The sequence below is a fragment of the Mucilaginibacter daejeonensis genome (assembly GCF_020783335.1).
Taxonomy (GTDB): domain Bacteria; phylum Bacteroidota; class Bacteroidia; order Sphingobacteriales; family Sphingobacteriaceae; genus Mucilaginibacter; species Mucilaginibacter daejeonensis.
Genome location: NZ_CP086068.1, coordinates 3,033,484 through 3,057,880, shown reverse-complemented (window position 1 = coordinate 3,057,880; position 24,397 = coordinate 3,033,484). Strand labels below are relative to the sequence as shown.

The 24,397-nt window shown below is 43.7% G+C and carries 31 protein-coding genes and 1 pseudogene; 11 read left to right on the top strand and 21 right to left on the bottom strand.

Going from position 1 to position 24,397, the window contains the following annotated elements:
* The first annotated feature begins 6 nt into the window (after positions 1-6).
* The 4 genes from LLH06_RS13000 (at position 7) to LLH06_RS12990 (ending at position 3,143) form a co-directional block, all read left to right on the top strand.
* On the top strand, positions 7-1,182 hold the full coding sequence (locus LLH06_RS13000) for a zinc-dependent alcohol dehydrogenase (RefSeq protein ID WP_228169717.1): 1,176 nt from the start codon (positions 7-9) through the stop codon (positions 1,180-1,182).
* 59 nt (positions 1,183-1,241) lie between these two features.
* Positions 1,242-2,429 carry a glutathione-independent formaldehyde dehydrogenase gene (locus LLH06_RS12995; protein ID WP_228169716.1) on the top strand — a complete coding sequence of 396 codons (1,188 nt, stop codon included), beginning with the start codon at positions 1,242-1,244 and terminating at the stop codon, positions 2,427-2,429.
* Between the two features lie 109 nt (positions 2,430-2,538).
* Positions 2,539-2,802: a TMEM175 family protein gene (locus tag LLH06_RS20805; protein WP_394800280.1), complete on the top strand. Its 264-nt coding sequence runs from the start codon at positions 2,539-2,541 to the stop codon at positions 2,800-2,802.
* Positions 2,724-3,143, top strand: coding sequence for a hypothetical protein (locus LLH06_RS12990; RefSeq protein WP_228169715.1), 420 nt, complete (start codon positions 2,724-2,726; stop codon positions 3,141-3,143). The genes LLH06_RS20805 and LLH06_RS12990 overlap by 79 nt, the downstream gene beginning before the upstream one ends.
* 833 nt (positions 3,144-3,976) lie before the next feature.
* On the opposite strand, the gene LLH06_RS12985 is transcribed toward LLH06_RS12990, so the two are convergent.
* From LLH06_RS12985 to LLH06_RS12975, 3 genes are read right to left on the bottom strand one after another with little or no spacing between them, the layout of a single operon-like run.
* Positions 3,977-4,426, bottom strand: a complete 450-nt coding sequence (locus LLH06_RS12985) for a nuclear transport factor 2 family protein (protein ID WP_228169714.1) — start codon at positions 4,424-4,426, stop codon at positions 3,977-3,979.
* Positions 4,419-5,243 carry a helix-turn-helix domain-containing protein gene (locus tag LLH06_RS12980; RefSeq protein ID WP_228169713.1) on the bottom strand — a complete coding sequence of 275 codons (825 nt, stop codon included), beginning with the start codon at positions 5,241-5,243 and terminating at the stop codon, positions 4,419-4,421. The genes LLH06_RS12985 and LLH06_RS12980 overlap by 8 nt, the downstream gene beginning before the upstream one ends.
* 4 nt (positions 5,244-5,247) lie before the next feature.
* Positions 5,248-5,745, bottom strand: a complete 498-nt coding sequence (locus LLH06_RS12975) for a hypothetical protein (protein ID WP_228169712.1) — start codon at positions 5,743-5,745, stop codon at positions 5,248-5,250.
* A 1-nt stretch (position 5,746) separates the two neighbouring features.
* Here LLH06_RS12975 and LLH06_RS12970 point away from each other — a divergent pair, with 1 nt between their 5' ends.
* The 7 genes from LLH06_RS12970 (at position 5,747) to LLH06_RS12940 (ending at position 10,596) form a co-directional block, all read left to right on the top strand.
* A complete protein-coding gene (locus LLH06_RS12970) occupies positions 5,747-6,103 on the top strand; it encodes a hypothetical protein (RefSeq protein ID WP_228169711.1) in 357 nt (118 codons plus the stop codon).
* Between the two features lie 13 nt (positions 6,104-6,116).
* A complete protein-coding gene (locus LLH06_RS12965; protein ID WP_228169710.1) occupies positions 6,117-6,986 on the top strand; it encodes an alpha/beta fold hydrolase in 870 nt (289 codons plus the stop codon).
* 184 nt (positions 6,987-7,170) lie between these two features.
* Positions 7,171-8,037, top strand: coding sequence for a helix-turn-helix domain-containing protein (locus LLH06_RS12960; protein ID WP_228169709.1), 867 nt, complete (start codon positions 7,171-7,173; stop codon positions 8,035-8,037).
* Positions 8,038-8,122: 85 nt separating this feature from the next.
* Positions 8,123-8,872, top strand: coding sequence for an SDR family oxidoreductase (locus LLH06_RS12955; RefSeq protein WP_228169708.1), 750 nt, complete (start codon positions 8,123-8,125; stop codon positions 8,870-8,872).
* A 321-nt stretch (positions 8,873-9,193) separates the two neighbouring features.
* A complete protein-coding gene (locus LLH06_RS12950) occupies positions 9,194-9,844 on the top strand; it encodes a sensor histidine kinase (protein ID WP_228169707.1) in 651 nt (216 codons plus the stop codon).
* Between the two features lie 33 nt (positions 9,845-9,877).
* A complete protein-coding gene (locus tag LLH06_RS12945) occupies positions 9,878-10,195 on the top strand; it encodes a sensor histidine kinase (RefSeq protein ID WP_394800279.1) in 318 nt (105 codons plus the stop codon).
* Between the two features lie 44 nt (positions 10,196-10,239).
* Positions 10,240-10,596: a response regulator gene (locus tag LLH06_RS12940; RefSeq protein ID WP_228169706.1), complete on the top strand. Its 357-nt coding sequence runs from the start codon at positions 10,240-10,242 to the stop codon at positions 10,594-10,596.
* 599 nt (positions 10,597-11,195) lie between these two features.
* Here LLH06_RS12940 and LLH06_RS12935 read toward each other — a convergent pair.
* The 18 genes and pseudogenes from LLH06_RS12935 to LLH06_RS12850 form a co-directional block, all read right to left on the bottom strand.
* Complete coding sequence (locus LLH06_RS12935) at positions 11,196-12,167, bottom strand: YeiH family protein (protein WP_228169705.1); 972 nt, start codon at positions 12,165-12,167, stop codon at positions 11,196-11,198.
* Between the two features lie 83 nt (positions 12,168-12,250).
* The gene (locus LLH06_RS12930) at positions 12,251-12,868 is read right to left on the bottom strand and encodes a class I SAM-dependent methyltransferase (protein ID WP_228169704.1); all 618 of its coding nucleotides are present in this window, start codon (positions 12,866-12,868) and stop codon (positions 12,251-12,253) included.
* Between the two features lie 2 nt (positions 12,869-12,870).
* Positions 12,871-14,208, bottom strand: coding sequence for an MBL fold metallo-hydrolase (locus tag LLH06_RS12925; protein ID WP_228169703.1), 1,338 nt, complete (start codon positions 14,206-14,208; stop codon positions 12,871-12,873).
* 1 nt (position 14,209) lies between these two features.
* Positions 14,210-14,620 (bottom strand): DUF6691 family protein, encoded by a 411-nt coding sequence (locus tag LLH06_RS12920; RefSeq protein WP_202909713.1) that lies wholly within the window; start codon positions 14,618-14,620, stop codon positions 14,210-14,212.
* Positions 14,617-15,177 carry a YeeE/YedE family protein gene (locus LLH06_RS12915; RefSeq protein ID WP_078346488.1) on the bottom strand — a complete coding sequence of 187 codons (561 nt, stop codon included), beginning with the start codon at positions 15,175-15,177 and terminating at the stop codon, positions 14,617-14,619. Before LLH06_RS12915 ends, LLH06_RS12920 begins: the two co-directional genes overlap by 4 nt.
* Entirely contained in the window at positions 15,164-15,967 is an 804-nt protein-coding gene (locus LLH06_RS12910; protein ID WP_228169702.1) for a sulfite exporter TauE/SafE family protein, read from the bottom strand. Before LLH06_RS12910 ends, LLH06_RS12915 begins: the two co-directional genes overlap by 14 nt.
* A 59-nt stretch (positions 15,968-16,026) precedes the next feature.
* Positions 16,027-16,635 (bottom strand): Crp/Fnr family transcriptional regulator, encoded by a 609-nt coding sequence (locus LLH06_RS12905; RefSeq protein ID WP_228169701.1) that lies wholly within the window; start codon positions 16,633-16,635, stop codon positions 16,027-16,029.
* Positions 16,636-16,709: 74 nt separating this feature from the next.
* A complete protein-coding gene (locus tag LLH06_RS12900; RefSeq protein ID WP_228169700.1) occupies positions 16,710-17,375 on the bottom strand; it encodes an FAD-binding oxidoreductase in 666 nt (221 codons plus the stop codon).
* 38 nt (positions 17,376-17,413) lie between these two features.
* Positions 17,414-17,785: a hypothetical protein gene (locus tag LLH06_RS12895; protein ID WP_078346162.1), complete on the bottom strand. Its 372-nt coding sequence runs from the start codon at positions 17,783-17,785 to the stop codon at positions 17,414-17,416.
* A gap of 74 nt (positions 17,786-17,859) precedes the next feature.
* Positions 17,860-18,321: a hypothetical protein gene (locus LLH06_RS12890; protein ID WP_228169699.1), complete on the bottom strand. Its 462-nt coding sequence runs from the start codon at positions 18,319-18,321 to the stop codon at positions 17,860-17,862.
* A gap of 9 nt (positions 18,322-18,330) precedes the next feature.
* Positions 18,331-19,224 carry a LysR substrate-binding domain-containing protein gene (locus LLH06_RS12885; protein WP_228169698.1) on the bottom strand — a complete coding sequence of 298 codons (894 nt, stop codon included), beginning with the start codon at positions 19,222-19,224 and terminating at the stop codon, positions 18,331-18,333.
* Positions 19,225-19,239: 15 nt separating this feature from the next.
* Positions 19,240-19,386 carry a hypothetical protein gene (locus LLH06_RS12880; RefSeq protein ID WP_158829746.1) on the bottom strand — a complete coding sequence of 49 codons (147 nt, stop codon included), beginning with the start codon at positions 19,384-19,386 and terminating at the stop codon, positions 19,240-19,242.
* A 163-nt stretch (positions 19,387-19,549) separates the two neighbouring features.
* On the bottom strand, positions 19,550-20,293 hold the full coding sequence (locus LLH06_RS12875) for a substrate-binding domain-containing protein (RefSeq protein WP_228169697.1): 744 nt from the start codon (positions 20,291-20,293) through the stop codon (positions 19,550-19,552).
* An 11-nt stretch (positions 20,294-20,304) separates the two neighbouring features.
* Entirely contained in the window at positions 20,305-21,675 is a 1,371-nt protein-coding gene (locus LLH06_RS12870; protein ID WP_228169696.1) for a YncE family protein, read from the bottom strand.
* Between the two features lie 11 nt (positions 21,676-21,686).
* Entirely contained in the window at positions 21,687-22,292 is a 606-nt protein-coding gene (locus LLH06_RS12865; RefSeq protein WP_228169695.1) for a DUF305 domain-containing protein, read from the bottom strand.
* A gap of 34 nt (positions 22,293-22,326) precedes the next feature.
* Positions 22,327-22,964, bottom strand: a pseudogene (locus LLH06_RS12860) (peroxiredoxin).
* Between the two features lie 18 nt (positions 22,965-22,982).
* Positions 22,983-23,903, bottom strand: coding sequence for a molybdate ABC transporter substrate-binding protein (locus LLH06_RS12855; RefSeq protein ID WP_228169694.1), 921 nt, complete (start codon positions 23,901-23,903; stop codon positions 22,983-22,985).
* A gap of 31 nt (positions 23,904-23,934) precedes the next feature.
* Positions 23,935-24,393 (bottom strand): DsrE family protein, encoded by a 459-nt coding sequence (locus LLH06_RS12850; RefSeq protein WP_228169693.1) that lies wholly within the window; start codon positions 24,391-24,393, stop codon positions 23,935-23,937.
* Positions 24,394-24,397: the final 4 nt, after the last annotated feature.

The following is a 24,397-nucleotide window of genomic DNA, read 5'->3' as shown; positions in this document are numbered from 1 at the left end:
TTAATTATGAAAGCGATATGTTGGGAAGGGATCAATAAAGTAAGTACGGAGCGCGTGCCAGATCCTAGTATTTTGAATCCGCGGGATGCGATCGTGCGTGTTTTTTTATCATCGGTATGCGGCTCTGATCTACACCTGTTAGGTGGCTACATACCTGCGATGCGGGCGGGTGATATCATCGGGCATGAATTTATGGGTGAAATTGTGGAGGTTGGCCCGGAAGTTAAGAAACTGAAGAAAGGCGACCGGGTAGTGGTGTGCTCCGTTTTATCATGCGGGGGCTGTGAGTTCTGTCAGCGTGAGGAGTACTCGTTGTGTGATAATTCCAATGCCGAACCTGAATGGACCGAGAAAGCTTACGGCTATCCGGTAGCAGGAATATTTGGTTACTCTCATGCTTTAGGCGGATATGCCGGCAGTCATGCCGAGTATACCCGGATACCCTTTGCCGAGAACACTTGTTTCAAAGTACCTGATGGTGTAAGTAACGAATCAGCACTATTTACATCTGATGCTTTTCCTACCGGGTATATGGCTGCCGACTTTGCAGGTATTGAACCAGGTGACACGGTCGTAGTATGGGGGGCCGGTGGGGTTGGCCTGATGGCCATGCATAGTGCCTGGTTATTGGGAGCAGGCCGAGTGATCGCTATTGATCAATACCCTTACCGTCTGGAACAAGCGCGAGTGAGGGCTAATGCGGAGACACTCAACTTTAAAGAAGTAGATGTATTGCAGGCCCTGAAGGACATGACCGGCGGCCGTGGTCCGGACCGTTGTATAGATTGCGTTGGTATGGAAGCCAATAGCACCGGCATCGAAAAGATCTATGACTATGCCAAGCAATATGCCAGGCTACAGAACGATAGGCCTGCCGTACTGCGTCAGGCAATTATGGCTTGCCGCAAAGGTGGAACAGTATCTATAATCGGTGTATACGGTGGATTTGTTGATAAATTCCCTATGGGTGCGGCGATGAACAAAGGATTAACTTTCAGAATGGGCCAGCAGTTCGGTCAGCGGTATATTCCAAAGCTGCTGGACATCGTAGCTAAAGGAGAGGTAGATCCGGCGTATTTGCTTACTCATAAACTTTCATTAGACATGGGGCAGGAAGGTTATATGATGTTCAAGGATAAAACCAACAACAACATGCGTTCGGTATTTGCTCCTGCCGGATGAGTCTAACGGCCATTAAGCCTTGTCAATTAAAAACAAATTATACACTTAATCAAAGTTTTATGAAAGCATTAGTTTATTACGGCGCCAGAGACGTAAGAGTGTCAGAAGTGCCCGATCCAAAAATTGAACAACCCACTGATGTACTGGTCAGGATCACTACGACCAATATTTGTGGTTCTGATCTGCATATGTACGAAGGAAGAACCAACATGGAAGAAGGACGCATTTTTGGTCACGAAAATCTCGGCGAGGTCATAGAAGTTGGCAACGCGGTGGTGAACATCAAGGTCGGCGATATGGTGTGCATGCCATTTAATATCGGGTGCGGTCATTGTAAAAATTGCGAAAGCGGACTCACTGCATTTTGCCTGACGATGAACCCTGGTTTTGCGGGGGCTGCTTATGGGTTTGCCGGAATGGGGCCATATGACGGAGGGCAGGCTGAATACCTGCGGGTGCCGTATGGCGACTTCAACTGTTTAAAACTGCCTGAAGACGCTAAGGAGAAGGAAAACGATTATGTACTGCTGTCCGATATTTTTCCTACTGGTTTTCATGCCACCCAGTTGGCGGGCGTCAAGCCCGGCGATAACGTGGTCATCTATGGCGCCGGGCCGGTGGGCTTGATGGCAACCATCTCAGCGGGCATAAAAGGTGCGAACAAGATCATGGTGGTAGATGACCATCCGGACAGGTTAAAATTAGCCGAAGAGTTGGGTGGCATACCGATCGACTTTTCAAAAGCATCAGCGGTTGATCAGGTCATGGAACTCACCAATGGTGTTGGAGCCGACCGAGGCTGCGAATGCGTAGGTTATCAGTGTTGTGATAAGCACGGACACGAACACAATAATATAACCATGAACGAATTGGTGCAAGCTGTCAAGTTCACAGGTTCCATTGGCGTGGTTGGGGTCTTCGTTGCACCAGACCCAAAGGCAGAAGACCCTCTTGCTAAAGAAGGGCACATGGACTTCGACTTCGGTAAGTTTTGGTTAAAGGGGCAAAGCATTGCAACTGGCCAGGCGAACGTGAAATCTTATAACCGTCAGCTTTGTGGTCTGATCTCTTCAGGTAAGGTCAAGCCATCGGTTATCATTTCCCATGAACTTTCATTGGACGACGCACCAGACGGGTACCAGCATTTTGATGCCCGCGACAAAGGCTGGACCAAGGTGATCTTAAAACCAGGCAAGCAAGGTACCCTAAAAAATCAAACAGAAGACCGCGAAGCAGTAACCGCTTAAGTATTTAAACAATTTGATCAATATATCAGGAGAGCCTGCAAATGAATATTCAGGCTTCCCTTTTTATTGGCCAACTTCCAATACCATAAATTAATCTATTGGGATTCTAATGCATAACCATCGGCCAACTGACAGACTGGAGTATTTCAGTGACGCTGTTTTAGCGATAGCAGCAACGTTGCTTGCCACAGAATTGCCTAAACCGGAAACCGGAACAGGCTTGGTGCAGGTGATCATTATGGATTGGCCCCATTATGCTGCATTCGCCGCTTCATTCCTATTTATATGCATTGCATGGGCAAATCATCACAATATGTTTATTTATATAAACAGACTGATCAGTATCTGCTCATCCTGGATATTTTCTTTCTAATGTTTGTTACACTTCAGTCCTTAACCACAGGGTTGTTGGCAAGGAATGTTGGCAAACCAGACGAAAGAACGGCAGCATTGATCTATCATGCCACTTTAATGCTTATGACATTGCTCTATAACTGCGTTTGGTGGTATGCGATAAGAAAGAAACAACTCTTAGAAGAAAATGCAGATCCAAGGCTTGTCCGGCTTCTGACAAAGGAATATGCAATTGCCCCAGTACTACACTTTGTTGCATTGATCATTTGTTTATGGAGTGTACTGCTTAGTATCATACCCATCATATTGTTATACGTTTATTTTGCTCTGCCACGCCTAAGTGAAGAAAAGGTTAAATAAACAACTTCTGCAAACAAAAGAGTGCAATAATATTCTTGAACAGGTCTAACCATTTCTCGCCAGTGTAGACCATGCCACCCATATCGATCTGCGTTTTCCCATATTAGTTGAATATATTTTGTGCTTTTTGAATAGTTTTGGCCAAGTCGATGCCTTCACCGAGTAGCTCCTTGAATAGGGTGCCATTCTTCTTTAACCGTTAAATAGCATTAAATATCTTAGGTCTCGCATGTTCTAACCGAGTGTGGCCTTACCCAACTAAGCGCTATGGAAACTGTCACAGGTAGCCGAAATGGGGTTGCAAGGGGAGTATTTGTAAAGATTAAAAAAGGACTGTAATAGAACAAAAACCCTCTAAATAAGCTATTTAGAGGGTTTTAAAAGTTCCCGATACTCGGGAAGTGCGCCCACCTGGGCTCGAACCTATTTCTTAAATCAGCTTATAATCAACTGTTTGCAAAGACTTTCTCGTTCAAGGTAGTTACATAGGTAACACGCCCTAACGACTCTCCAAAAATACGAAATGCAGTTGTAAATCAATTGAATGTTTTAACAGAATTTAGATAGTATTTGTGGTGCTATTAACGTAATTACGGTATTCCTACGATTGCAAGATTTGATTGAACAAATTACTTTGCAGCATGCTCCGCTCATAGTCCTACGTGTGGAGCTGGCCCACGTACCCTTCGCCTTTACATCGCCGACTATATTGCACAGACATTGTCAATCTAGAATGCTTCTTTAATTGCCAGGAGTGAAGGTTTAAAGGCGGAAGTGTATTGTTTAACCCCCTAGGGTAAACCCTTCATATGATTACTAGTTTATAGTGCCAGTTAGCGATTTTCAATCCAGTCTACCAAGAGTTTACGTTCGGCAAAAAACCACTTACCATCAGATTTACGGTACGTATCCAAATACCGGATAGCCGCGATCATCCATTTTTGAGTTTCTCCTTCTAAAGTCAGGTGATGTGCCATACAATAGGCTACACCAGTAGCATGATCTCCATTAAGGCTCACTGTATTCTGTCCGTTAAAGTGCATGGTAGCGTGATAGGAATTTAAATTATCAAACACCGGAAATAAGTCTTCACGTTTACCGATAACCTGCGTAGGTTGTTCTGATTTGCTATCCATGTAAACTGCAAAATGCGTGTCTTCAGTAAAAAGAGCCATCTGGCCCTGGGCATTGCGACTGTCTGCACAAAAGGCATACTGGTCTACAAGCTCGCGGATGGCTTGCTTGTCGGTCATCACCTGTAATAACTGTTCCTGATTAATCATGATCGTTAATTTTATAATTAGTTGGCGTTACGCCATATTTATGTTTAAACGCTTTGTAGAAATGTGACAAGTTTTCGAATCCTAATTCGAGATAGATCTCCGATGGCTTTTTCGCGCCCTTGATAATTAGCGAACAAGCTTTTGAAAGACGTTTTTCCAAAAGCCACTTCCGTGGGGATTCTTTGAAGACAGATTTAAAGTCGCGTTTGAAACCAGCCAGGCTTCGGCCCGTCATTCGTGCAAAAATGTCTACCGGTACGTTGTAATGATAATTTTCGTTCATAAACTTTTCCAGTTCCATTTTGTAAGGGGCGGTAAAATCGAATAGAAAATCAGTTAGTTCCGGGTACTGCTTCAACAGGATATGGAGCGCTTCTGTGGTTTTAAGCAATCCTAACGGTTTATCTATCTGCTCTGCCTGTTCTAAATACGGTAGTAAGGAATTGAAATATGATTTAAGAAAACCATCTGGTTCTAATATCAGGTTCGGAGGGCCATTGTATTTATCCCTCTTAATATAGTGTTTTTCAGCAGCGTATTGCTGTAATACCTGAACAGGAAAGATTACGGAGATAACTTTATAGGGTTCATTGTTCCCTGGTAGTTTAATGCTCTTGGTAAACTGGTTTCTTCGGGCCAGCAGCAACTGACCGGGTTTTAATAACAGTGTACCATCCCGGTGTTGAACCTCAGTCTCTCCTGACACCTGGTAAGCCAGCAGGCACTCGGGAACGAACTGCTCGTACCCTCGTTGTTTTTGAAAAGTACAGGAGTAAACAAAACGCTCCTCAATTATTTTGCTAATCGGCTGTTGCATCAATTTATGGTTTTACATTTAGCAACTCCTGCCTATAGGCATTATTCCGCGCTTCTGTTTGGCTGTCTACCAACATCAGAAAAGCCATCAGTAAAATAGTGACGGTTGCACTTGCACGCCAGATACTGCCCGGAACAAATACGATGATTAGTGCGGCAACTATTATAATAGCGGGAAGTGCTTTAAAAACCATCTTAAAGTCCTGCTGTGATTTGAAAGTACGTGCCAGTTCTTTTTGCATAAAAGCCTGTTGATCTTTTTGGTACTCATCACGAAATTGAATTAGGCGGGGTTTGTTAGCCAGGTATAGACCAGCGCTAACTGCCACCACTAATATCCCGGCAATGAATAACGGAATAATGAACGCTCTTGCCGTCCCTGTTCTGCCAAACTGCCAAAAGCCTATAGCCACCAGGAATATCAGAACACCAAAAAGCAAAACAAGCCTTGCTGAAACTATTTCTGCTTTAGCCCAATCGGTACTCAACTTTAAAACGTCCATAATGCTTGATAACGTTACAAAGATGAGTAAAATACTAGCCAGAAAATTTGCTCCAAGGCTCAAATATTATTTGCTCTACAGCTCAAGTATATCTGTTTACACCATTGTTTTTTCCCATGATAAATCATTTGCTCGATTTGTCATAGCCATAGGGTATCAAGCGTTTTTATCAGCGGGTAGAATTTACATGCCGGCGGGAAGTTTCTCTATCGGTTTGCGTGTTCGCTTCACACACTTTTGTATCGTCCACTCAGGGCATAAAAAAGGTCATGAAACGAAATATAAAAATCACACTAATACTTATTACACTAATAGCCTGCTTAAAGCCGGTTTACGCACAAAAACCTTCCACTATTAAAACACATACCATCATGAACACCCCAAAAACTTACTACCGAAACATTAGAGCAAATGGACTTAATATTTTTTACCGCGAGGCCGGAGCACAAAATACACCTGTGATCTTACTGCTTCATGGCTATCCTACATCTTCTCATATGTTCAGGAACCTCATCCCGATACTTAGCAAACAATATCATGTAATTGCTCCGGACCTGCCAGGTTTTGGCTACTCAGACGCACCTGACCACAAAGCATTCACCTATACCTTTGACAACCTGACTAAAACCATACAAGGGTTTATTGATGAGCTGAAACTAAAGCGCTTTGCTGTTTATGTATTTGATTATGGTGCCCCGGTTGGTTTCCGTCTGGCAATGAATAATCCGGAAAAAATCACCGGTATTATTTCGCAAAATGGTAACGCTTACGAAGAAGGATTAAGCAGTGGCTGGAATCCTATTCAAAAGTACTGGCAAAACCCTACACAGGAAAATCGTGACGCACTACGTGAATTTACTACCTTAAAGCTTACAAAGTGGCAGTATGAGGAAGGTGTTGAGGATAAAACATTGATCGCGCCAGAAACCTATACTTTAGATCAGCACTTTCTGGATCGCCCTGGTAATGTTGAGATACAACTCGATCTGTTGGGTGATTACCGGACCAATGTGGCTCTATACCCTAAGTTCCATGTATATTTTAAAGAGCATCAGCCTAAATTACTTGCGGTATGGGGCAGTAAAGATCCCTACTTTTTACCGGCAGGTGCCGAAGCCTTTAAAAAAGACCTGCCTGATGCAAAAATCAAATTTTATAACACCGGCCATTTCGCCGTGGAAACTCATGTTAATGAAATTGGCGCAGACATTTTGGATTTCTTAGCAACTTTGCCTAAATAACAAATTGATCTGATACGATCTATAATATTTGCATTGATGCAGTAACGATGATAGTAACCTGAAAAGATTATTGTCATCGTTTTTGTTGTTAAGGTGTCTTCTCCGCTTATGTCGGCTGGCCAAAACAACTTTAACTCGATAACGACTTCAACATTATATTTGCGACTACTTCCAACTTTGTGACATGAAGCTACATTATGTAGATCCTATTTCTGCAGGCGAATTGCATCTTACCTTGCACGAGTCTAACTTCGACCGGTTATTTTTTCAGCGGGATCGTAAAGACAAGTTTCTAACCCTTGCCTGGAATGATGGACCAGCGCAGACGGTAACTATTGATGGCATTCAACAGAACTTTCCGCCTCAAACCATCCTGCCGTTAATGGTGAACCAGACTTTTACATTTGAAAAGCCTGAACACATTATCGCCTGGCAATATAACCGGAACTTTTATTGCATCGTAGATCATGATAAAGAAGTGAGCTGCGTAGGCTTTTTATTTTACGGCTCTGCAGAGACCATGTTCATCGCTTTGGATGAGCAGCAACAAAAAAAGCTCAACCTGCTGCTGCAAGTATTTATAGATGAGTTTGAGGACAAAGACGCTATACAGCGCGATATGCTGCAAATGATGCTGAAGCGCCTGATTATCATTGTAACCAGATTGGGTAAACAACAGTACTTAAAAGAGCAAACGTTGACAGATGATAAACTGGATGTACTGCGAAAGTTTAACCTGATGGTAGAAAATAATTACCGCAAAGCGCATACCGTGCAGTTTTATGCTGATCAGTTGAATAAATCGCCCAAAACGTTAGCTAACTACTTCGCTTTGTACAATCATAAATCGCCGCTTACGGTAATACAAGACCGTATTATACTTGAGGCTAAACGATTGCTGATGTACACAGACAAATCTGCCAAGGAGATTGCTTATGACCTTGGATATGACGATGCCTCCTATTTCAGTAACTTTTTTAAGAAACAAACCAGCTACGCACCGTCTGATTTCCGAAACGCTAAAGCAACTTTGCTTTCCGCCGGGCAATAGTTCCATAAAGGCGGGAATTTTCTCTATTCTTTAGCCTTCAAGGGCTGTGCACCTTTGTATTGTTCAATCAGAACATACAAAAGACATGAAAAAGTTAGAAAATAGAGTAGCCGTAATTACCGGTGGTAACAGCGGCATTGGATTAGCAACTGCACAGTTATTTGCCCAACAAGGCGCCCATGTTGCCATTACAGGCCGCAACCAGCAAACGCTGGAAAGCGCGATAAGCCAGATAGGCAATGATGCTATCGGTGTGGCAAGTAATTCGGCATATCTGACTCAAATCGACCAACTTTACCAAAAGGTAGACCAGGCATTCGGTAAGATTGATATTCTGGTCATTAATGCCGGCGTATACGTTACAGGACTACTGAGCGACTATACCGAGGAAATGTTCGACCAGACCAGCGATATTAATTTTAAAGGTGTTTTCTTCTCTGTGCAGAAGGCACTGCCATACTTGAAAGATGGTGCTTCCATTATTCTGACAGGCTCAACCGTTAGTGAAAAGGGCCTGCCTACCATTGCTGCTTACGCAGCAACTAAAGCGGCTGTACGTTCACTGGCCCGTAGTTTCTCAGCAGAATTGCTTGACCGCAAAATCCGTGTAAATGTTTTATCTCCCGGACCGGTGGATACCCCGGTATTTGAAAGAAGTGGTGCCAGCCAGGAAGAAATTGCCGGAGCAAAAGCATATATGGCACAAGCAACGCCGGTAAAAAGAATGGGAACTACTGATGAAATGGCGCAAGGCTTCCTATACCTCGCCTCTGACGACTCTAAGTTTATGGTGGGCGGCGAGCTGTTGCTGGATGGTGGCTTAAGAACGTTATGATAAACAATAGTAATTGAACCATTAAAAAGCCTCCCTTATTCAGGGAGGGAAATGTAACCTGACTATTTTCACCCCCTATCGCACTTATATGTCGGTTTTTGAAAAATAGGTCTCTTCAAAGACCCGCTCAAATCAATTGAAATAGTCTCAATCTTTATGTAAAGATAGGGTTTATTGGTTATAATTTAAAGTTTTGATTTTTATACAGTCCGATTAGACACTGCCAAGTAAGTAATACATCTGTATACCTTATATCAACGACTATACTCGTTTTTATTAGTAACTAATAAAATTTGGACAATAGTTCGATGTAAGCTCACCTTGTTTAGTGAAGAGGGCACACCGCTCCGGTTCATCGGCTCCGTTCTGGACATTACCGAGCAAAAGCAGGAAGAACAGCGCCGGATCGATTTTATCGGCATTGTGAGCCACGAACTCCGTTCACCCTTAACTTCACTAAGTGGTTATCTGCAAATGCTGGAGATGAGTGCGAGAAAGAACAATGATCAATTCACCGGCAACGTATCGGCAAAAGCCAAACGGCAGGTCGGTAAAATGAGCAGCATGATCACCGGATTCCTGGATGTCGCACGCATGGGCGAAGGAAAGATACAGATCAATCACAAACCCTTTGATATGGCTGAGCTGGTCAAGGCTGCTGAATCGGAATCGTTAGCGACAATCACCACGCATACCGTGATTTATCATCCGGTAGAACATACACCCGTTCTGGCTGATGAGGACAAAATAGAACAGGTGCTGATCAATTTGATTAACAATGCGGTCAAGTATTCCCCGCAGGGAACGATCATTAACGTTTCGGCTACCACCCGGGATGGACAGGTACGTGTCTGCGTCAAAGATGAGGGCATGGCCATTCCGGCTAAAGACCTGCCACACGTTTTTGACCGTTTCTATAGGGTCGAGGGCGAACATATGAAAACCACCAAGGGGTTTGGTATCGGTTTGTAACCCGTTCTGGCTGATGAGGACAAAATAGAACAGGTGCTGATCAATTTGATTAACAATGCGGTCAAGTATTCCCCGCAGGGAACGATCATTAACGTTTCGGCTACCACCCGGGATGGACAGGTACGTGTCTGCGTCAAAGATGAGGGCATGGCCATTCCGGCTAAAGACCTGCCACACGTTTTTGACCGTTTCTATAGGGTCGAGGGCGAACATATGAAAACCACCAAGGGGTTTGGTATCGGTTTGTATCTATGCCGCGAGATCATTGAGCGGCACGGCGGTAAGATCGGCGCGGAAAGTGAATTAGGCATCGGCAGTACTTTTTGGTTTGAAATTCCCGTGACCCATTAAACTAAAGGCATTATAATTGCTCTATCTTATTAAATAGGAAGTCGATGTGTAAAGTTTTGGTTTGTGATGATGACAAAGACATCCTGGATATGACCAGTATGCTTTTGGAGTATTCGGGTTTTGAGGTCATCACCCAGATCAATAGCAGCAAGGTCATCGATCAGGCTATTGCGGAAAAACCGGATGTAATGCTGATAGACATCTGGATGCCTTTTTCAGGAGATGAACTGACCAGACAGATCAAAAAAACGCCTCAACTCTTACGTATCCCAGTAGTGCTTTTCTCAGCGGCTATCAATGGCAAAATGATCGCTAAGGAAGCCGGTGCGGATCGATTTGTAGAAAAGCCTTTTGATGTAGAAAACTTGGCAGCTATCATCAACTCTGTTATCGCTGCGTAGTATCAATCCCATTCACGGAACTTATGCTAATGTCGTTTACCATGCGTGCCCAGCGTTTTCTATGTTGTAATTTGGATTAGCCAAGAGATATTTACATAGTAATATACGACTAGACGATACGGCATGAATACAATAACCTTTAGAAACCCCAACTGATCCTGCGTTATTCCTACCTAACCTTGACAATACGGTTTCGGGTTGAAATAAACGCTTTGATAGCGACATAGAGTAGGAAGCCAAAAAATATTCCCCAAACAACATCCAAAACAGGAGGATAAATTCTGTAAGGATTGTTGGATAGTATGCATCGTTTATAAATCATAAAGTTTGAAGGCCCGGCTTTGTTTTGAGATCAGTTAATTTCGGCGTTTCAACCTTCTACATTGAATACTTTGGTCAATAACTCCGCTTTTGAGCCTTCGGCTGATACAGTAAATGTTTTCGCTTATCGCCATTATCTACTTTTTATTCCCTTCATACGATTAAGGTAGCCTGATTCCCTCCAGTAGCAGAGGAAAAACATAACTGATGTTTTTAAGTGCAAAATAGCTTCCAACACTATCAAGCTATTTACAGTATTCTGCCATTATTATTTGAAATTATGCCAAATGCATAATGGCATACAAAGCGCTTGTCGAGATTAGTATCCAAAGTACCACACCCTGCAACAAAGGTTTAAATCCTACTGAAGCCAGTACTTGGCGAGATAGACCAGCACCGATCAGGAATAATGTTAAGGTAAGTCCAGCTTTCGCGATCATCACCATGTAGGGGTTGATCAATTTTACAAGGGGCAGATAAGTGTTGGCGATCATGGCCAGGATGAATAACCCGATGAAATAAGGAATAGCTACCTTTTTAGAATCGTTTTTGAACAGGAAGGTTGATAGAAAAGCGATCGGCACGATCCACAGTGCCCGGGCTAATTTAACGGTGGTGGCTACCTCTAAGGCATGTGCACCATATTTACTGGCTGCGCCTACTACTGAGCTGGTATCATGAATGGCAATAGCGCACCATAAACCAAATTGGGTTTGCGATAAGTTGAAGTAATGCCCTGCAACCGGGAACACAAACAATGCTATAGAGTTTAAAATAAACACACAGCCCAACGCAACAGATATTTGTTTTTCTTCGGCCTTGATCACCGGAGAAATGGCGGCAATGGCGCTGCCGCCACAAATAGCGGTACCGTTGGAGATCAGATACGAGGTTTTCTTTTCAATTTTTAGCCACTTGCCGATCAAAAAGCCGAATAATAATGTACTGCTGATAGACGCGATGGTAAACAATACGCCTTCTTTTCCGGCTTGCATGGCGCTGTGTACATTCATGCCAAAACCCAGCCCTACCACCGAAACTTGCAGCAATAAGTGAGTCGCTTTATGATTTAAGTGCAGGTACGGGTGACCGGATAATTGTGCGACCGCCAAACCTAATAACAGCGCGATGGCCGGGCTTACAAATGGTGTTAGGCATACGGATACGCAAAGTATAAAAATAACCTTACGGGTGTTTTCGTTCAGGTGAAGAAATGTATGGGGCTGGGTTAACTGATGTTGGGTATTCATGATACTTTATTTTTGATACCCCAAAATTCCGCCTTATTTAGTAATGATTTTTATCATAAAAGGCGATGAACGATAACCACAGGTTATGGTAGTATTTGAAACCAACTGTAATTAAATACCTGGTCAGTATCAAAAGGTGTATGATGAATATGTTCCATACTGCCAGTTAATTGAAACTGCTCCTGGAAAATATTCGACAACGAAGCAGGGGAATGACATTCAACAGCTAATCCGCTGCACCTTTCTGGGCCATTTAAACCAAAAGTCCCGATGATGAGCCATCCTTTATTGGTCAGATGTTTAGCTGCCACTTTAGCGTATTTGCTTTGATCTGCTGTATTGGTCAAAAAATGAAATGCTGCCCGGTCATGCCAAAGGTCATATTGATCGTCAATTTCCATATCCAGCACATCACTTACGATCCATTTAATTCCGTTGGCCTTATCACCCAACCGTAACTTCGCCCTGTCAATAGCCTTGGCAGAAATATCCAATACGGTAATGTTGGAGTAACCCAATTCCAACAGATGATCGGCCAGTAAGCTGTCTCCGCCACCAATGTCGATAATGGCGGCATCCTTGGGAAGATCAAAACTGTTGATGATGCTTAACGAGGTTTCCGGCTTTTCTTCGTACCAGCTTACTTCGGTCAGCTTTTTATGAGCATAAACGTTTTCCCAGTGTTTTTTTTTATCAGCCATTGTTAAGATATAAACTTTTTGATCGCTTCACTAAGATCGAACACGTTGGTTTTCGAATCAAATGCGTTAGCAACAATACTGCTGCCGGCAGCACTGCGGTAGCCTCCGGCGCAATGCACCACAATAGGTTTACTTAAAGGAATTTCCGCTAAACGCTCCCGCAATTCATATAGTGGAATAGGAAGAGCATTCCGGAAAACCGGCTGCGCTTTTACTTCAGCTTCGTTTCGGATATCGACTATCGTGTATTGCTCCGGGTGCGCAGCAAAATGAGCAAAATTCAGTTCTGCCATTTGTTCGTGGCCTCCGTCAATCACAAATGCGGCTTCTAAAAAAGCTTCGTAACCGATTTTAGCGGTTTTGCTGATCAATTGATTTAAATTCTCCTCGTTTTCAGCTACTAAACAAAAAGCTTCTTTGGGAGCAATGATGCTGCCCAGCCAGGTTTCAAATTTGCCGCCATCCTGAATATTGATCGATCCCGGCAAATGTCCTTTTTTAAATTCCTGTTCAGAGCGGGCGTCGATAATAAACATTTCGCTGTTCAGCTCGACCGGTTTTTTGGCCGGAACGCCAGCTAATGCTGGTTGTAATGGTGGTGCGCCATGCTTATTCAAGGCAACATCATAAGCAAAGTATTTTGGTATGAATGGCTGATCTCCCAGCAAGGTCTGCACAAATTCAGTTTCGCTCATTTCCTGTAACGACCAGTTGCCCGCTCTTTCTGCGCCGATAGTGCTGCGATTAGCATCGCTTAGCGCTTTACCGCATAAGGTACCTGCGCCATGTGCCGGGTAAACCCAAACCGCATCGTCCAACACCAACAATTTGTCGCGCAGTGAATGATACATCTGTTTGGCTAATTCCTCACGCCTCGCAGTGAGGTTTCCGGCCTGCTCACGCAGATCAGGCCTGCCGCAATCACCAATGAACAGTGTATCGCCGGTAAACACGGCTTTATCCTGGCCATTATGTGCTAAAACAATGCTGATGCTATCCGGCGAATGCCCTGGTGTGTTCAGGGCTTTGAGTTTTATTTTGCCGAATGAGAGCTCATCGCCATCGTCAAATGTTTGATGGGCATATTCAGCGCCCAATAGTTTAGAGCAATAAATGACCGCTCCAGTAACCTGTTGCAATTCCAGGTGCCCGCTCACAAAATCGGCGTGCGGATGGGTTTCGATCACACCAATTATTGTTGCATCGTGCGCTTTTGTATAAGAGAGGTATGAGGTAATATCCCTTGATGGATCGATCAGCACGATCTTTTTTTCGCATTCGCTTAATATCGCATAGGAATAATGCGACAGGCCTTTATCTTCAAATTGTTGGATCTTCATATCAATGAGGGAGTTTTTCACGTAATAAACCATAAACCCAGGTTCCTGCAAGAGCGCTCAGCAGCGTTACAGTTGTAACCAAAATACCGCTGCCGATCTGCGCGAACAGCGGACCGGGGCACGCGCCGGTAAGCGCCCAGCCTAATCCAAAGATCAATCCGCCATAAACGTATCCCCAGTTAAATTTCTTGTCCGGGATAACAATAGGTTCCTGATAGATCGTTTTGATATTAAAGCGCTTGATCAATACTATAGCGATCATGGCCACTACAATGGCGCTGCCGATGATGCCATACATATGAAAGGATTGCAAACGGAACATTTCCTGTATGCGGAACCATGAGATCACCTCGGATTTGATCAGGATGATACCGAAACATATCCCTACCAGTAAAAACTTCAGATTCTTCATAGCTGTAATAAATAAGGTAAGATCAGCCAGGTCATGACGAAGCCGCCAATCATAAAGCAGCAGGTAGCTACCAGGGAAGGCCATTGTAAAGAAGAGATCCCCATAATGGCATGGCCGGAAGTACAGCCGCCGGCATAGCGCGTACCAAAGCCGACCAGCAAACCGCCAATTACCATAAATACAAACCCTTTTAAAGTGGTAAGCGCCTTGAAACTAAAAATATCCTGTGGCAGTAAACCGCTGAAATCTTTAATGCCCTGCTGCTGCAAGGCAACAATGGTTTTAGGATTGATGCCCACCGGCCCGGGATTAGACAATAAATGCGCGGCGATGAATCCGCCTATAACGATGCCTGCAATAAAAAACAAATTCCATGTGTCCTTCTTCCAGTCGTATTTAAAAAAGGAAATATTTGCCGGGATACAAGCCGCGCAGATCTGCCGTAAGGTTGATGAGATACCGAATGTTTTGTTACCTAATATTAATAGCGCCGGTACGATGAGGCCTATTAAAGGCCCGGCTACATACCAGGGCCACGGTTGTTTAATGATGTCCATGTGAGTTAGTTAAAGTGCTTATTAAAACAAAGATACCCATAGCCAATACAAACCAGCCAAAGGCAGGCTTCAGGCGAGTATCGCTAATGAACCGCGTGAGGTAACTGCCAAGGATGATACCGGCAATGGCAAAACCCGAAAAGACAGCTAAAAACGCATAATTTATTACTACATGCCCGGTGATATCACCCAATACACCCAGCAGCGAGCTAATGGTCATTACCATAAGCGAAGTACCCACTGCTTTTTTCATCGGTAAACCTGCGAGCAATACCAGCGATGGAATAATAAGAAAACCACCGCCAACACCTACAAAACCAGTGATAAGGCCAACAGCTATGGCCTGGAAAATTAATCTTGGATAACTAAGCTCTAGGGAACTACCACGATCTTCCTTTTTATTCCGGATCATGGAAAGGGATGCTGCCAGCATCAGACCGGCAAAAACCAGCATCAGCAGCATGCTTTTGGTAACAGTCCAGTGTCCGAGCGTAAATAAGTGAATTGGTATCACCGGCATTACCCATCTCCGCATGATAAATACGGCGGCCAAGGATGGTAAACCAAAGATCAACGCGGTCTTAACATCCACATTGCTTTTTAGGTAATGGCTGGCCGCACCTGCGGTACTGGTTAGTCCAACTACAAATAACGAGTAAGTGGTCGCTAACACCGGATCGATAGCAAAAAAATAAACGAGAATAGGTACGGTGAGAATAGAGCCACCGCCGCCTATTAAACCAAGGGATAAACCAATTAAAACCGAAGCTGCGTAACCTGCTATTTCCAAAACCTGATGATTGATTGAACAAAGCTATCCGCTTTCAGCCCGGCAATTGGTGACTTATGTTACACAGGGAAATTTAAAGTGATCTTATTGCGGGAAAGGGAGATCATTTCCTTCTTTTCCATTTGCTTAAGCAAGCGTGATACTACTTCGCGCGTTGTGCCCAACTCTTCTGCCAATTGCTGGTGAGTGATCTGAAATTCATGGGAATTGAATACTGCGGCTTTCTTCTTGAGCAGTTCTACAATACGGTCATCCAGTTTTTGAAAGGCAACCTCATTGATCACAGTAAGCAATTCTTCGAAACGCTGGTGGTAAAGTTTAAAAATAAAGTCGGCCCATTCGGGATAGCTTTTTACCCATTCGCTGGCTTTGGTAATGGGCAGCATCAAGACGTCGGCATCTTCTTCTACCTCCAGGCGTACTTTTGAGGTATCCTCATGTATCCCGGCCAGGAATGACATGATACAGCTTTCGCCGGGCTTGATGTAATATAAAAGGATCTCGCGGCCGTCCTCATCCTGCCGCATAACCCGCATACTGCCGGATAAAAGCACCGGCAATGACCGCACATAACTGTTGGATGACATCAGCACCGTGCCGGCAGGCAACTGTTTACGGTGGCTGTTTTCTTCTAACGCTGATTGCAATGCTGGCCCAAACTGTATCATGCGGTAAATTTAGCAGGCTTGCGGCGCATTATAAAATCTTAGAGAGTTGTGTATTACTGTTGAATACACCATGTTTACTTCTCGTAAACCAATCTATCCGGCGATACGCCCATACTTAATAAGATGTCGTTTACATCGTTCACCATTTGCTCCGGCCCGCATATATAAAAATATTGCTTAGGGTCATTGACGTTTTCTTTGAGAAATGCATACCCGATCCTTTCATTCAAATATAAATCTTCTGTTTTCCCGCTAATAAGAAATGTTACTTTGCTGCACAACATATCTTTAAGATCATCCTCAAGAATAATATCACCCTTTGACTTATTCGCAAAGAATAAAGTGTTCCCATTAAGCTGGCCAAATTGATGCAGTTGTTTTAAAATGGCCAAGAAAGGCGTGATCCCTGCGCCACCGGCGATAAAATAACCGGGCCCTTTATATTCAATTGCACCCCATGAATCATTAATGATCAACTCATCACCTTTGCCCAGTTTGTCTAATTGTTCGGTCATACCATGATGATCCGGATAGATCTTGATGGTAAATTCAAGAAAGTTCTCTGAGTTTAAACTTGTAAACGTAAACGGACGGAGGACATTTGCCCATTCTGGTCTGTTGATCGAAAGTTCGGTAGCTTGCCCCGGGTTAAACCGATAACCTGCGGGCTTTGTTAGCCTGAACTTTTTAACATCATGAGTGATCTGTTTAACAGAGATTATTTCAACGGTATGTTTCATGATGTGTTAAACTAAGTGTGATGGAACTTAACTATAAATTACAATTCAGGCAAATTTGTATGTCTGTATTTACTAAATATTGATTTAATAGGGCATGTCATGGTTAGTGCAGTTACCTCCAAATAAAACAACACCGGAGCGAGAATATATATGGTATGGGTGCCGCAATACCAATCTATGGCGCTGAGTGCTGGCATGGTTACTACCAAAATTCCCCTGATCATAGCTTCCTTACTGGTAAGATTTTGAGGGGCATCTTTGTCGAACCAGCCTTTCTTTGTTTTGACACCGATCACAGGTGTATCTTCTACTGCGGTGTGTTCCACAGCATTTTTAGGGCTGTGATCGAATTTACATTCCTTGCCGTTTTCTTTGAATTTGGGGTCGATGACCAATTGATACGTTTTCATGATATTTGATTTTGTTATTCAAATATCGATAGCTTTTTGGGGTGATTTTTATCACGAATCCAACTTGACGATAACTAAAAATTATCGAGTATATGTCTTAACCAGGTTGATATATCGTGAATAAAGACTTGCCTGTTCCTTTCACTTCCTGCGGGATATGCGGTGGTCAGAATTTCAGATGGAGAGACACCGGCATCGATAGCTGCTTTATTGACATCGGGAACAATTCGCTTCATTAAAATGATAACGTGTTTAGGTTGAATCAATCGGATACGATCTGCCAACTGTCCGACAGCATAAGGCATTGATTTAGCTGATGTTTCTTTACCCAGCGGATATAGATGATCCAGAAGGCAGCCTGACTTGTTGAAAAAGTCAAGAAATTCGTCAGCAGAACTAAATTTACCAAAAGCCTGTTCAAAGGCCGCGCGCATTGCCCGGAATAAATTGGTGTTTTTTAAATAAAAATGGTTGTTGGTAGAGCCAGGTGCTTCGGCAATAAACATGATAATGACTTTTTTCTCCTTTTCAGTCATATCAAATGCTTATAGGCTCTTATAGCTTTTAGCGAATCGCATGAATATTTCTGCTAATGAAGAAGGTTGTCCGTGTGGCAGGATAAAATAAAATGGCCGCTCAATACTCAGGTCTTTAATGTCGATGATCCGGCATTCGTTATACTTCAGCTCTTTTAAGATCGACTGCACCGATACAAATGCAAAACATTTGCTGTGTAGCAAATAAGACTTTATACTTTCCGTGCCCCCTAACTGCATTTCTATTTTCAGATCTGATAATTTGATATTGAAAGGCTTTAAAGCGTGAGCAATAACGTCCAACGTTCCCGAACCGGGTTCACGCAGCAACAGCGGCAATTCTTTTAATTCCTCTGGCTTGATGCTGTCCTTTTTAAAAGTATTCGAGGCACTACAGATCAGCACCAGTTCATCACTCAAAAATTCTTGGTAGCTGAGCTGCGGATTACGGAGGATGCCCTCTACAATGCCGAGGTCAATCTCTTTATTCACTAAGGCCTGCTCAACCTGCTCCGTATTACCTGGCACCAGGTTCACTTGTACATCTTTAAACTTTTCGTGGAACCGGGCTAATACCGGGGGAATCACGTATTGCGCAACAGTATTACTGCCACCGATACGCAACGTACCCGAATGTTTTTTGATCAGTAGGTTCATATCAAAGTCCAGCTCGTTGTAAACAGCGGCCAGTCTATCCGCATAAGCCAGCAACATTTCGCCAGCAGGTGTGAGCGATATTTTTTTGTTGCCACTGCGTTCTATCAGCGTGGTTTTAAACTGTTCTTCCAGCTCTTTAATATGCTTGGTCACAGCAGGCTGGCTAATAAAAAGTTCCGTGGACGCCTTGGTAAAGTTCAGCCGCTTGGCCACTGTATGAAAAACCTGTAAGCGGAAATCGAACATATTGATAAAGGGTTATTAACTAAGTCGGTAAAATAACAACAAAAATGGGAAAGTAGCTGCTGCCAAGGCGATGACTGATACAGCTATATTTATAACCTTGTTGCCAATTATTATTGCTTGGTCATCAAATTCATAATGGACGTAACGTTGAATAGTTTTCATGATCTTCTTTATTTATGTCTCAAAGATCAATCATAAAACTAAGTCATTTTCATTGTTAAAACAGATGGTTGATAGTCTAAAGTTATGAAAAACAGCTCAAACATGTAAAGCAAAAGCAGACTGATTCTGTCGATCTGTTTTTGCTATAGTTTAACAGTGAACTTTATTCCCATCCCCATTTTTTAAATATCACATGGCCATCGGCACTTTGCAAGAATTGAATGAATTGTTTGGCTTGCGCTGCGTGTTTGGTATTGGATGTGAGTGCTATCGGTGTACCTCGATACAAGCGCGATGACAAAGGCAATTCCACCAACTGCGTAACATCTTTCAGGTTTTCATGCCATGAGGCATAGGTGATCCAAGCATCATAGCTTTGGTCCTTCTTCCAGGCATCGATGCCCAGCGCGGTATTGGCGAATGAGCCGCCGATATTTTTCTGAATGTCCCCGATCAGGTTTTCCTTACCGGCAATGTCTTCCCACAAGCCCAACTGACCGGCCCCATTTACATCAAGCACTTTAACGCCGGTTTTGGCAAGATCTTTCAAACTCGTAATCTGTTTTGGATTTCCCGGTCTGACGAGAATAGCCGCACGCCTTTTAAAAAGTTCGACACGTGTGGGAACATCAATCATCCCTGGATGGGTTTGCATGAACTGCGTAAGCATATACTCCGCCCCGCCGTAGATCACATCCCCGTCTTTCTGCGCTTGTGAAAGCCACTTCGGTTCCGGGCCACCAGTCACTTTGACCGGGATAGCAGTTTTAGCAGTAAATGCCTTAGCACAATCCTGCATGGCTGATAAAGGGCCGCCTGGGCCGTAAATGTGTAAGGTGTCTTTTTGAGCATATAAGTTGCCGCAAATGGCGGCAACCAATGCCAAACTTATCATAATCTTTTTCATCGTTATTTAATTTATTGACCGGTCATAACCGTGACCTTGTTCGTGTCTTTAATTAATATCACCATTTTATAATTTGCCATGGTTTTGCCGACCGTTTTTATAATACCCGTAGACTGTCCGCTAAATGTTCCTTTATCATCTGTTTTAAATGAATTGATGACGTAATCTGCGTTGTAAGGCTGTTGGGTAGAATTGGTAAGCGCCAAGGTATAAGCGGTGTTGGGTTCAAGTTTTTTGAAGTCCTGCTGTACGAGATCAGTTAAACCCACGCTTCTTATATTCAACATGCCGGTAGGCATGATCGCGCTGGTGCTTTTTAGCTTGATCACCTGGCTTTTATTAGCTGCGTTTAGGGGTGATAAGCCCGTTGTAACCGGTGTTACCGGACCTGCATTAACCGCGTAAAGCAAAGCCTGCGGGCACTGACCGATCGGGATCGTTTTTACAACGGCCATTTTTACCAGGTCTACAACCTGCACCTGATCATCATTCTCCAGGCCGACATAAGCAAATCTCCCGTCGCCCGAAGGCCAAACGCCATGTGGCAATGAACCGGTAGCTATGCTATCTACCAGTATGAAGCCCTGGTTAATATTAAAAATTTTCAGGGTGTTTTCGCCACCAACGGTCACAAGCATTAAGGGCACCTTATTGGTGACAGTAAACGTAACGTGATTGGTAATAGGCCCGGTATTGAATACCTTTTCAATTTTGTTAGTGGCTGTGTTAATCAATGTTACCTTGCCGATATCTTTATGTGTCAAGGCGATCCATTTACCATCGGGGCTGCAAAATATATTCGGCGAGAAAGGGCTGACCACCGGAATACTTTTCACAACCTGATAGGTAGCTGTATTAACAATATCCAGTCGGGGGGTGAAACTTGAACAAACGTAGGCCCATTTGCCATTTGGCGTAAAAGAAACCATGCCAGGGCCGTCCGCCACCTTCACCTGTTTAATTTCCTTCATCGTTGCCGCGTCGATCACACTGATATATGCTTCACCTCTTACCGAGATCCAGGCTTGCGAGCCAGATGGGTTAAATGTAGCCTCATGCGGAGACCGACCTACATAGATCGTCTTAAGCACCTTGTTAGTGGGGGTAGATATAAAAGTAACCGAATTTGAGCCAATTGATACGGCCGCAAGTAATTGTCTTTTAGGCGAATAACCTAATCCATGTACCAATGCCTGCCCCTTGTAAAGCGGGCTTAATATCTCAGGCTGTGGCTTTCCCAATACGATATCGCCCAGAAAAGTTTGCGTTTTAGGATCTATCACTGACACAGTATTGGATATTTGGTTACCCGTGTAGACGCGGTCCTGCGCGCTTAATTTGGTCAGCGGCAATACCAGGAACAGGAACATTAATTTTTTCATAGGTGTTTGTTTTACGGGATATGACTGAATTTCTTCATTTGATCAATTTCAATCTGCTCATCCGAGATAATACTTTCGGCAAGGCGCTTTATATTTTTGTTGGTGCCGTATTGCAGTGCCACTTTAGCCATGTCAATAGCGGCTTGGTGGTGAGGGATCATTACCCAGGCAAAAGCATTGTCATCATTGCTTAGCACTTTTTCCTTTGGCATCTGCTGCATCATTACCATCATCATTTTTTGGTTGGCCTGTTGATGGGCTGTGCCCGCGCTGACGAATGTTTTAGCACTACGCAGCAATAATTCCATTTGCTGTATCTGCACCAATTGTTCAGCCCTGATACTTTTGGCCAACTGGACCATCTCCCGGTTTTTACCGTGCTCTATTTCATAGTTCGCCATATCGACTGCGCCCTGATGGTGCGGAATCATCATTGTCAGGAAATCTTTATCCGATGAGTGGGTCGGTGCTGACTTATCCATACTCACCATCATTTGATCCATCATTTGCAAATAAACATTTTTTGAGGCAGGCATTGGCATAGACATATCGTGGTGTTGCGCTTTGGCTGCATCCAAAATTGACATCAACAAAATAAAAAAACTGAGTTTTAGCATAAAAAAAACGAATACTTAAAAACATTGAACCAGTCTATTGTTTTGTTGGGTCTGGCGTATAACGTAAATAAGGTTTTACAATGCGGTGTCCCTCTGGAAATGTTGACTCAATGTCTTCTGTTTTAACACTCAGACCAATAATCACATCCTCGCCTGTTTCCCAATTCGCTGGGGTCGCCACACTAAATTCATCCGTCAACTGAAGAGAATCGGTCACCCTCAACACTTCGTTAAAGTTGCGGCCGGTGGATGCCGGATAGGTGATCATCAATTTAACTTTTTTATCAGGCCCGATGATAAACAGAGAACGGACGGTAGCTGTCGCTGATGCGTTCGGGTGGATCATGTCGTATAATTCCGAAACTTTTCGATCGTCGTCGGCGATCAGCGGGAAGTCGACATTACAGTTTTGTGTTTCATTGATATCGCTTATCCATGATAAGTGCTTATCAAGCGGATCAATGCTTAAAGCCAGCGCCTTAACATTTCTTTTATCAAACTCGCTTTTTAATAAAGCCGTTCTTCCGAGTTCAGTTGTGCAAACAGGGGTATAATCTGCGGGGTGAGAGAATAATACTCCCCAGCTGTCGCCGAGGATTCGTAAAAATCGATCTCGCCGATGGTTGTTTGTGCGGTAAAGTTGGGAGCTAAATCCCCTAAGTGTAATGACATATCTTTAATTATTAGTCGTTATTTTGTAATGAACCCGTATTTTTTATAGATGGCTTTTGCGGTCGGGCTCACCAAAAAATCCATAAAATCCTGCGCAGCCTGTGCGTGTGGTGCGGTTTTTAGTTGCCCGGCCACATAAGTCGCGCTGATATTTTCACCGTCAGGTATTTCTACCATATCTGTCGGGTGGCCGATCATTTTTTGATAATAGGCTTCGGTGTACCATACCGGTGCAGCATCACTTTGTTGATACATAATACGCATTGGCGTTTGGCGATGGTGTATTTGCGTAAGAAAGGTTTTGCCGTTTTTAACCTTGGTATCCATGATCGTGTTTTTTAAGGGTTCACCGCCCACTTTTACATAAGCTTCCTCGATACGCTTGCCGATACCTTCCCATTCCGGATTGGGCATGCTTACACGCACATCATTACGTCCCAGGTCTTTCAATCCCTTCACTTTTTTGGGGTTACCCTTTTGCACCATAATAGCTAAGCGGTTGTAAGCATAAGGTACGGACTTGCTGAAATATTCCGGCATCTGATCGATACGACTTTTTCCTGCGGTGTAAACATCCGGCTTAAGCGTAATACGCATATTTCCGATAACGATGCTACCCCCCATGATCTGTTTAGCCAATATGCCCGGTGGCAGGGTTTCGGCAAATACACGCTGGTATTGCGGGTATTGTTTTTTGAAGGCGGACATCAGGTCATCGATACACATGAACTGGTTCCCGGCAAAGAAGACCACCAGTTGCGGATCGTTAATGTCGCCGAACAGGTCGGGTACATTGTCCACTCCTGGGACGGTAAACTGTACTTTACTTTCAGGTGGGGTATTCCATGGCGGATCGAAACGATGATCCTGTGCTTTTGCCTGGCTTCCTAAAGCTATTATTGCTGTTATTGCAAATGTTATTTTCTGAAGATATTTCATGATGTTTATATAAATTGAATGAGGGTACTGATTAAGGATGCACGGTGGCCCAGCCTTCGTACTGGCGGATGATGATCTCACCGTTGCCGCTCGGCACATAAGAGATAAATGGGAACAGGTCAGCTTTATCGATCTTCCTTTCCTTAATGGTATTATCACACTGTGCCAATACCACTCCCTTTGCCTGGAGGTCCTTTAAACTTTGCTCATAAGCACTACTTTTCATGTAAACAGCTACACCGTCGCCAAAAGCGATGAGCTCAACATGGAGTTTGCCCTTCAGCCTTGAGTCTTCCAGCGCATTATTGATGTTCCTTAATGTCCCCTTGATCTTTTTATCATCGCCGGAATTGATGATATAAAGCGCGTTGTAATGCTTGAGTTTTGCGGTTGCGCCGGTGAAGGCGGCGGGATCGGTTTGTTGCGCTTTGACATTTTTTGCAAAAGCAGTGAGCGCAAAGGCTGCTAAAATGATGATGTACTTTTTCATGTTT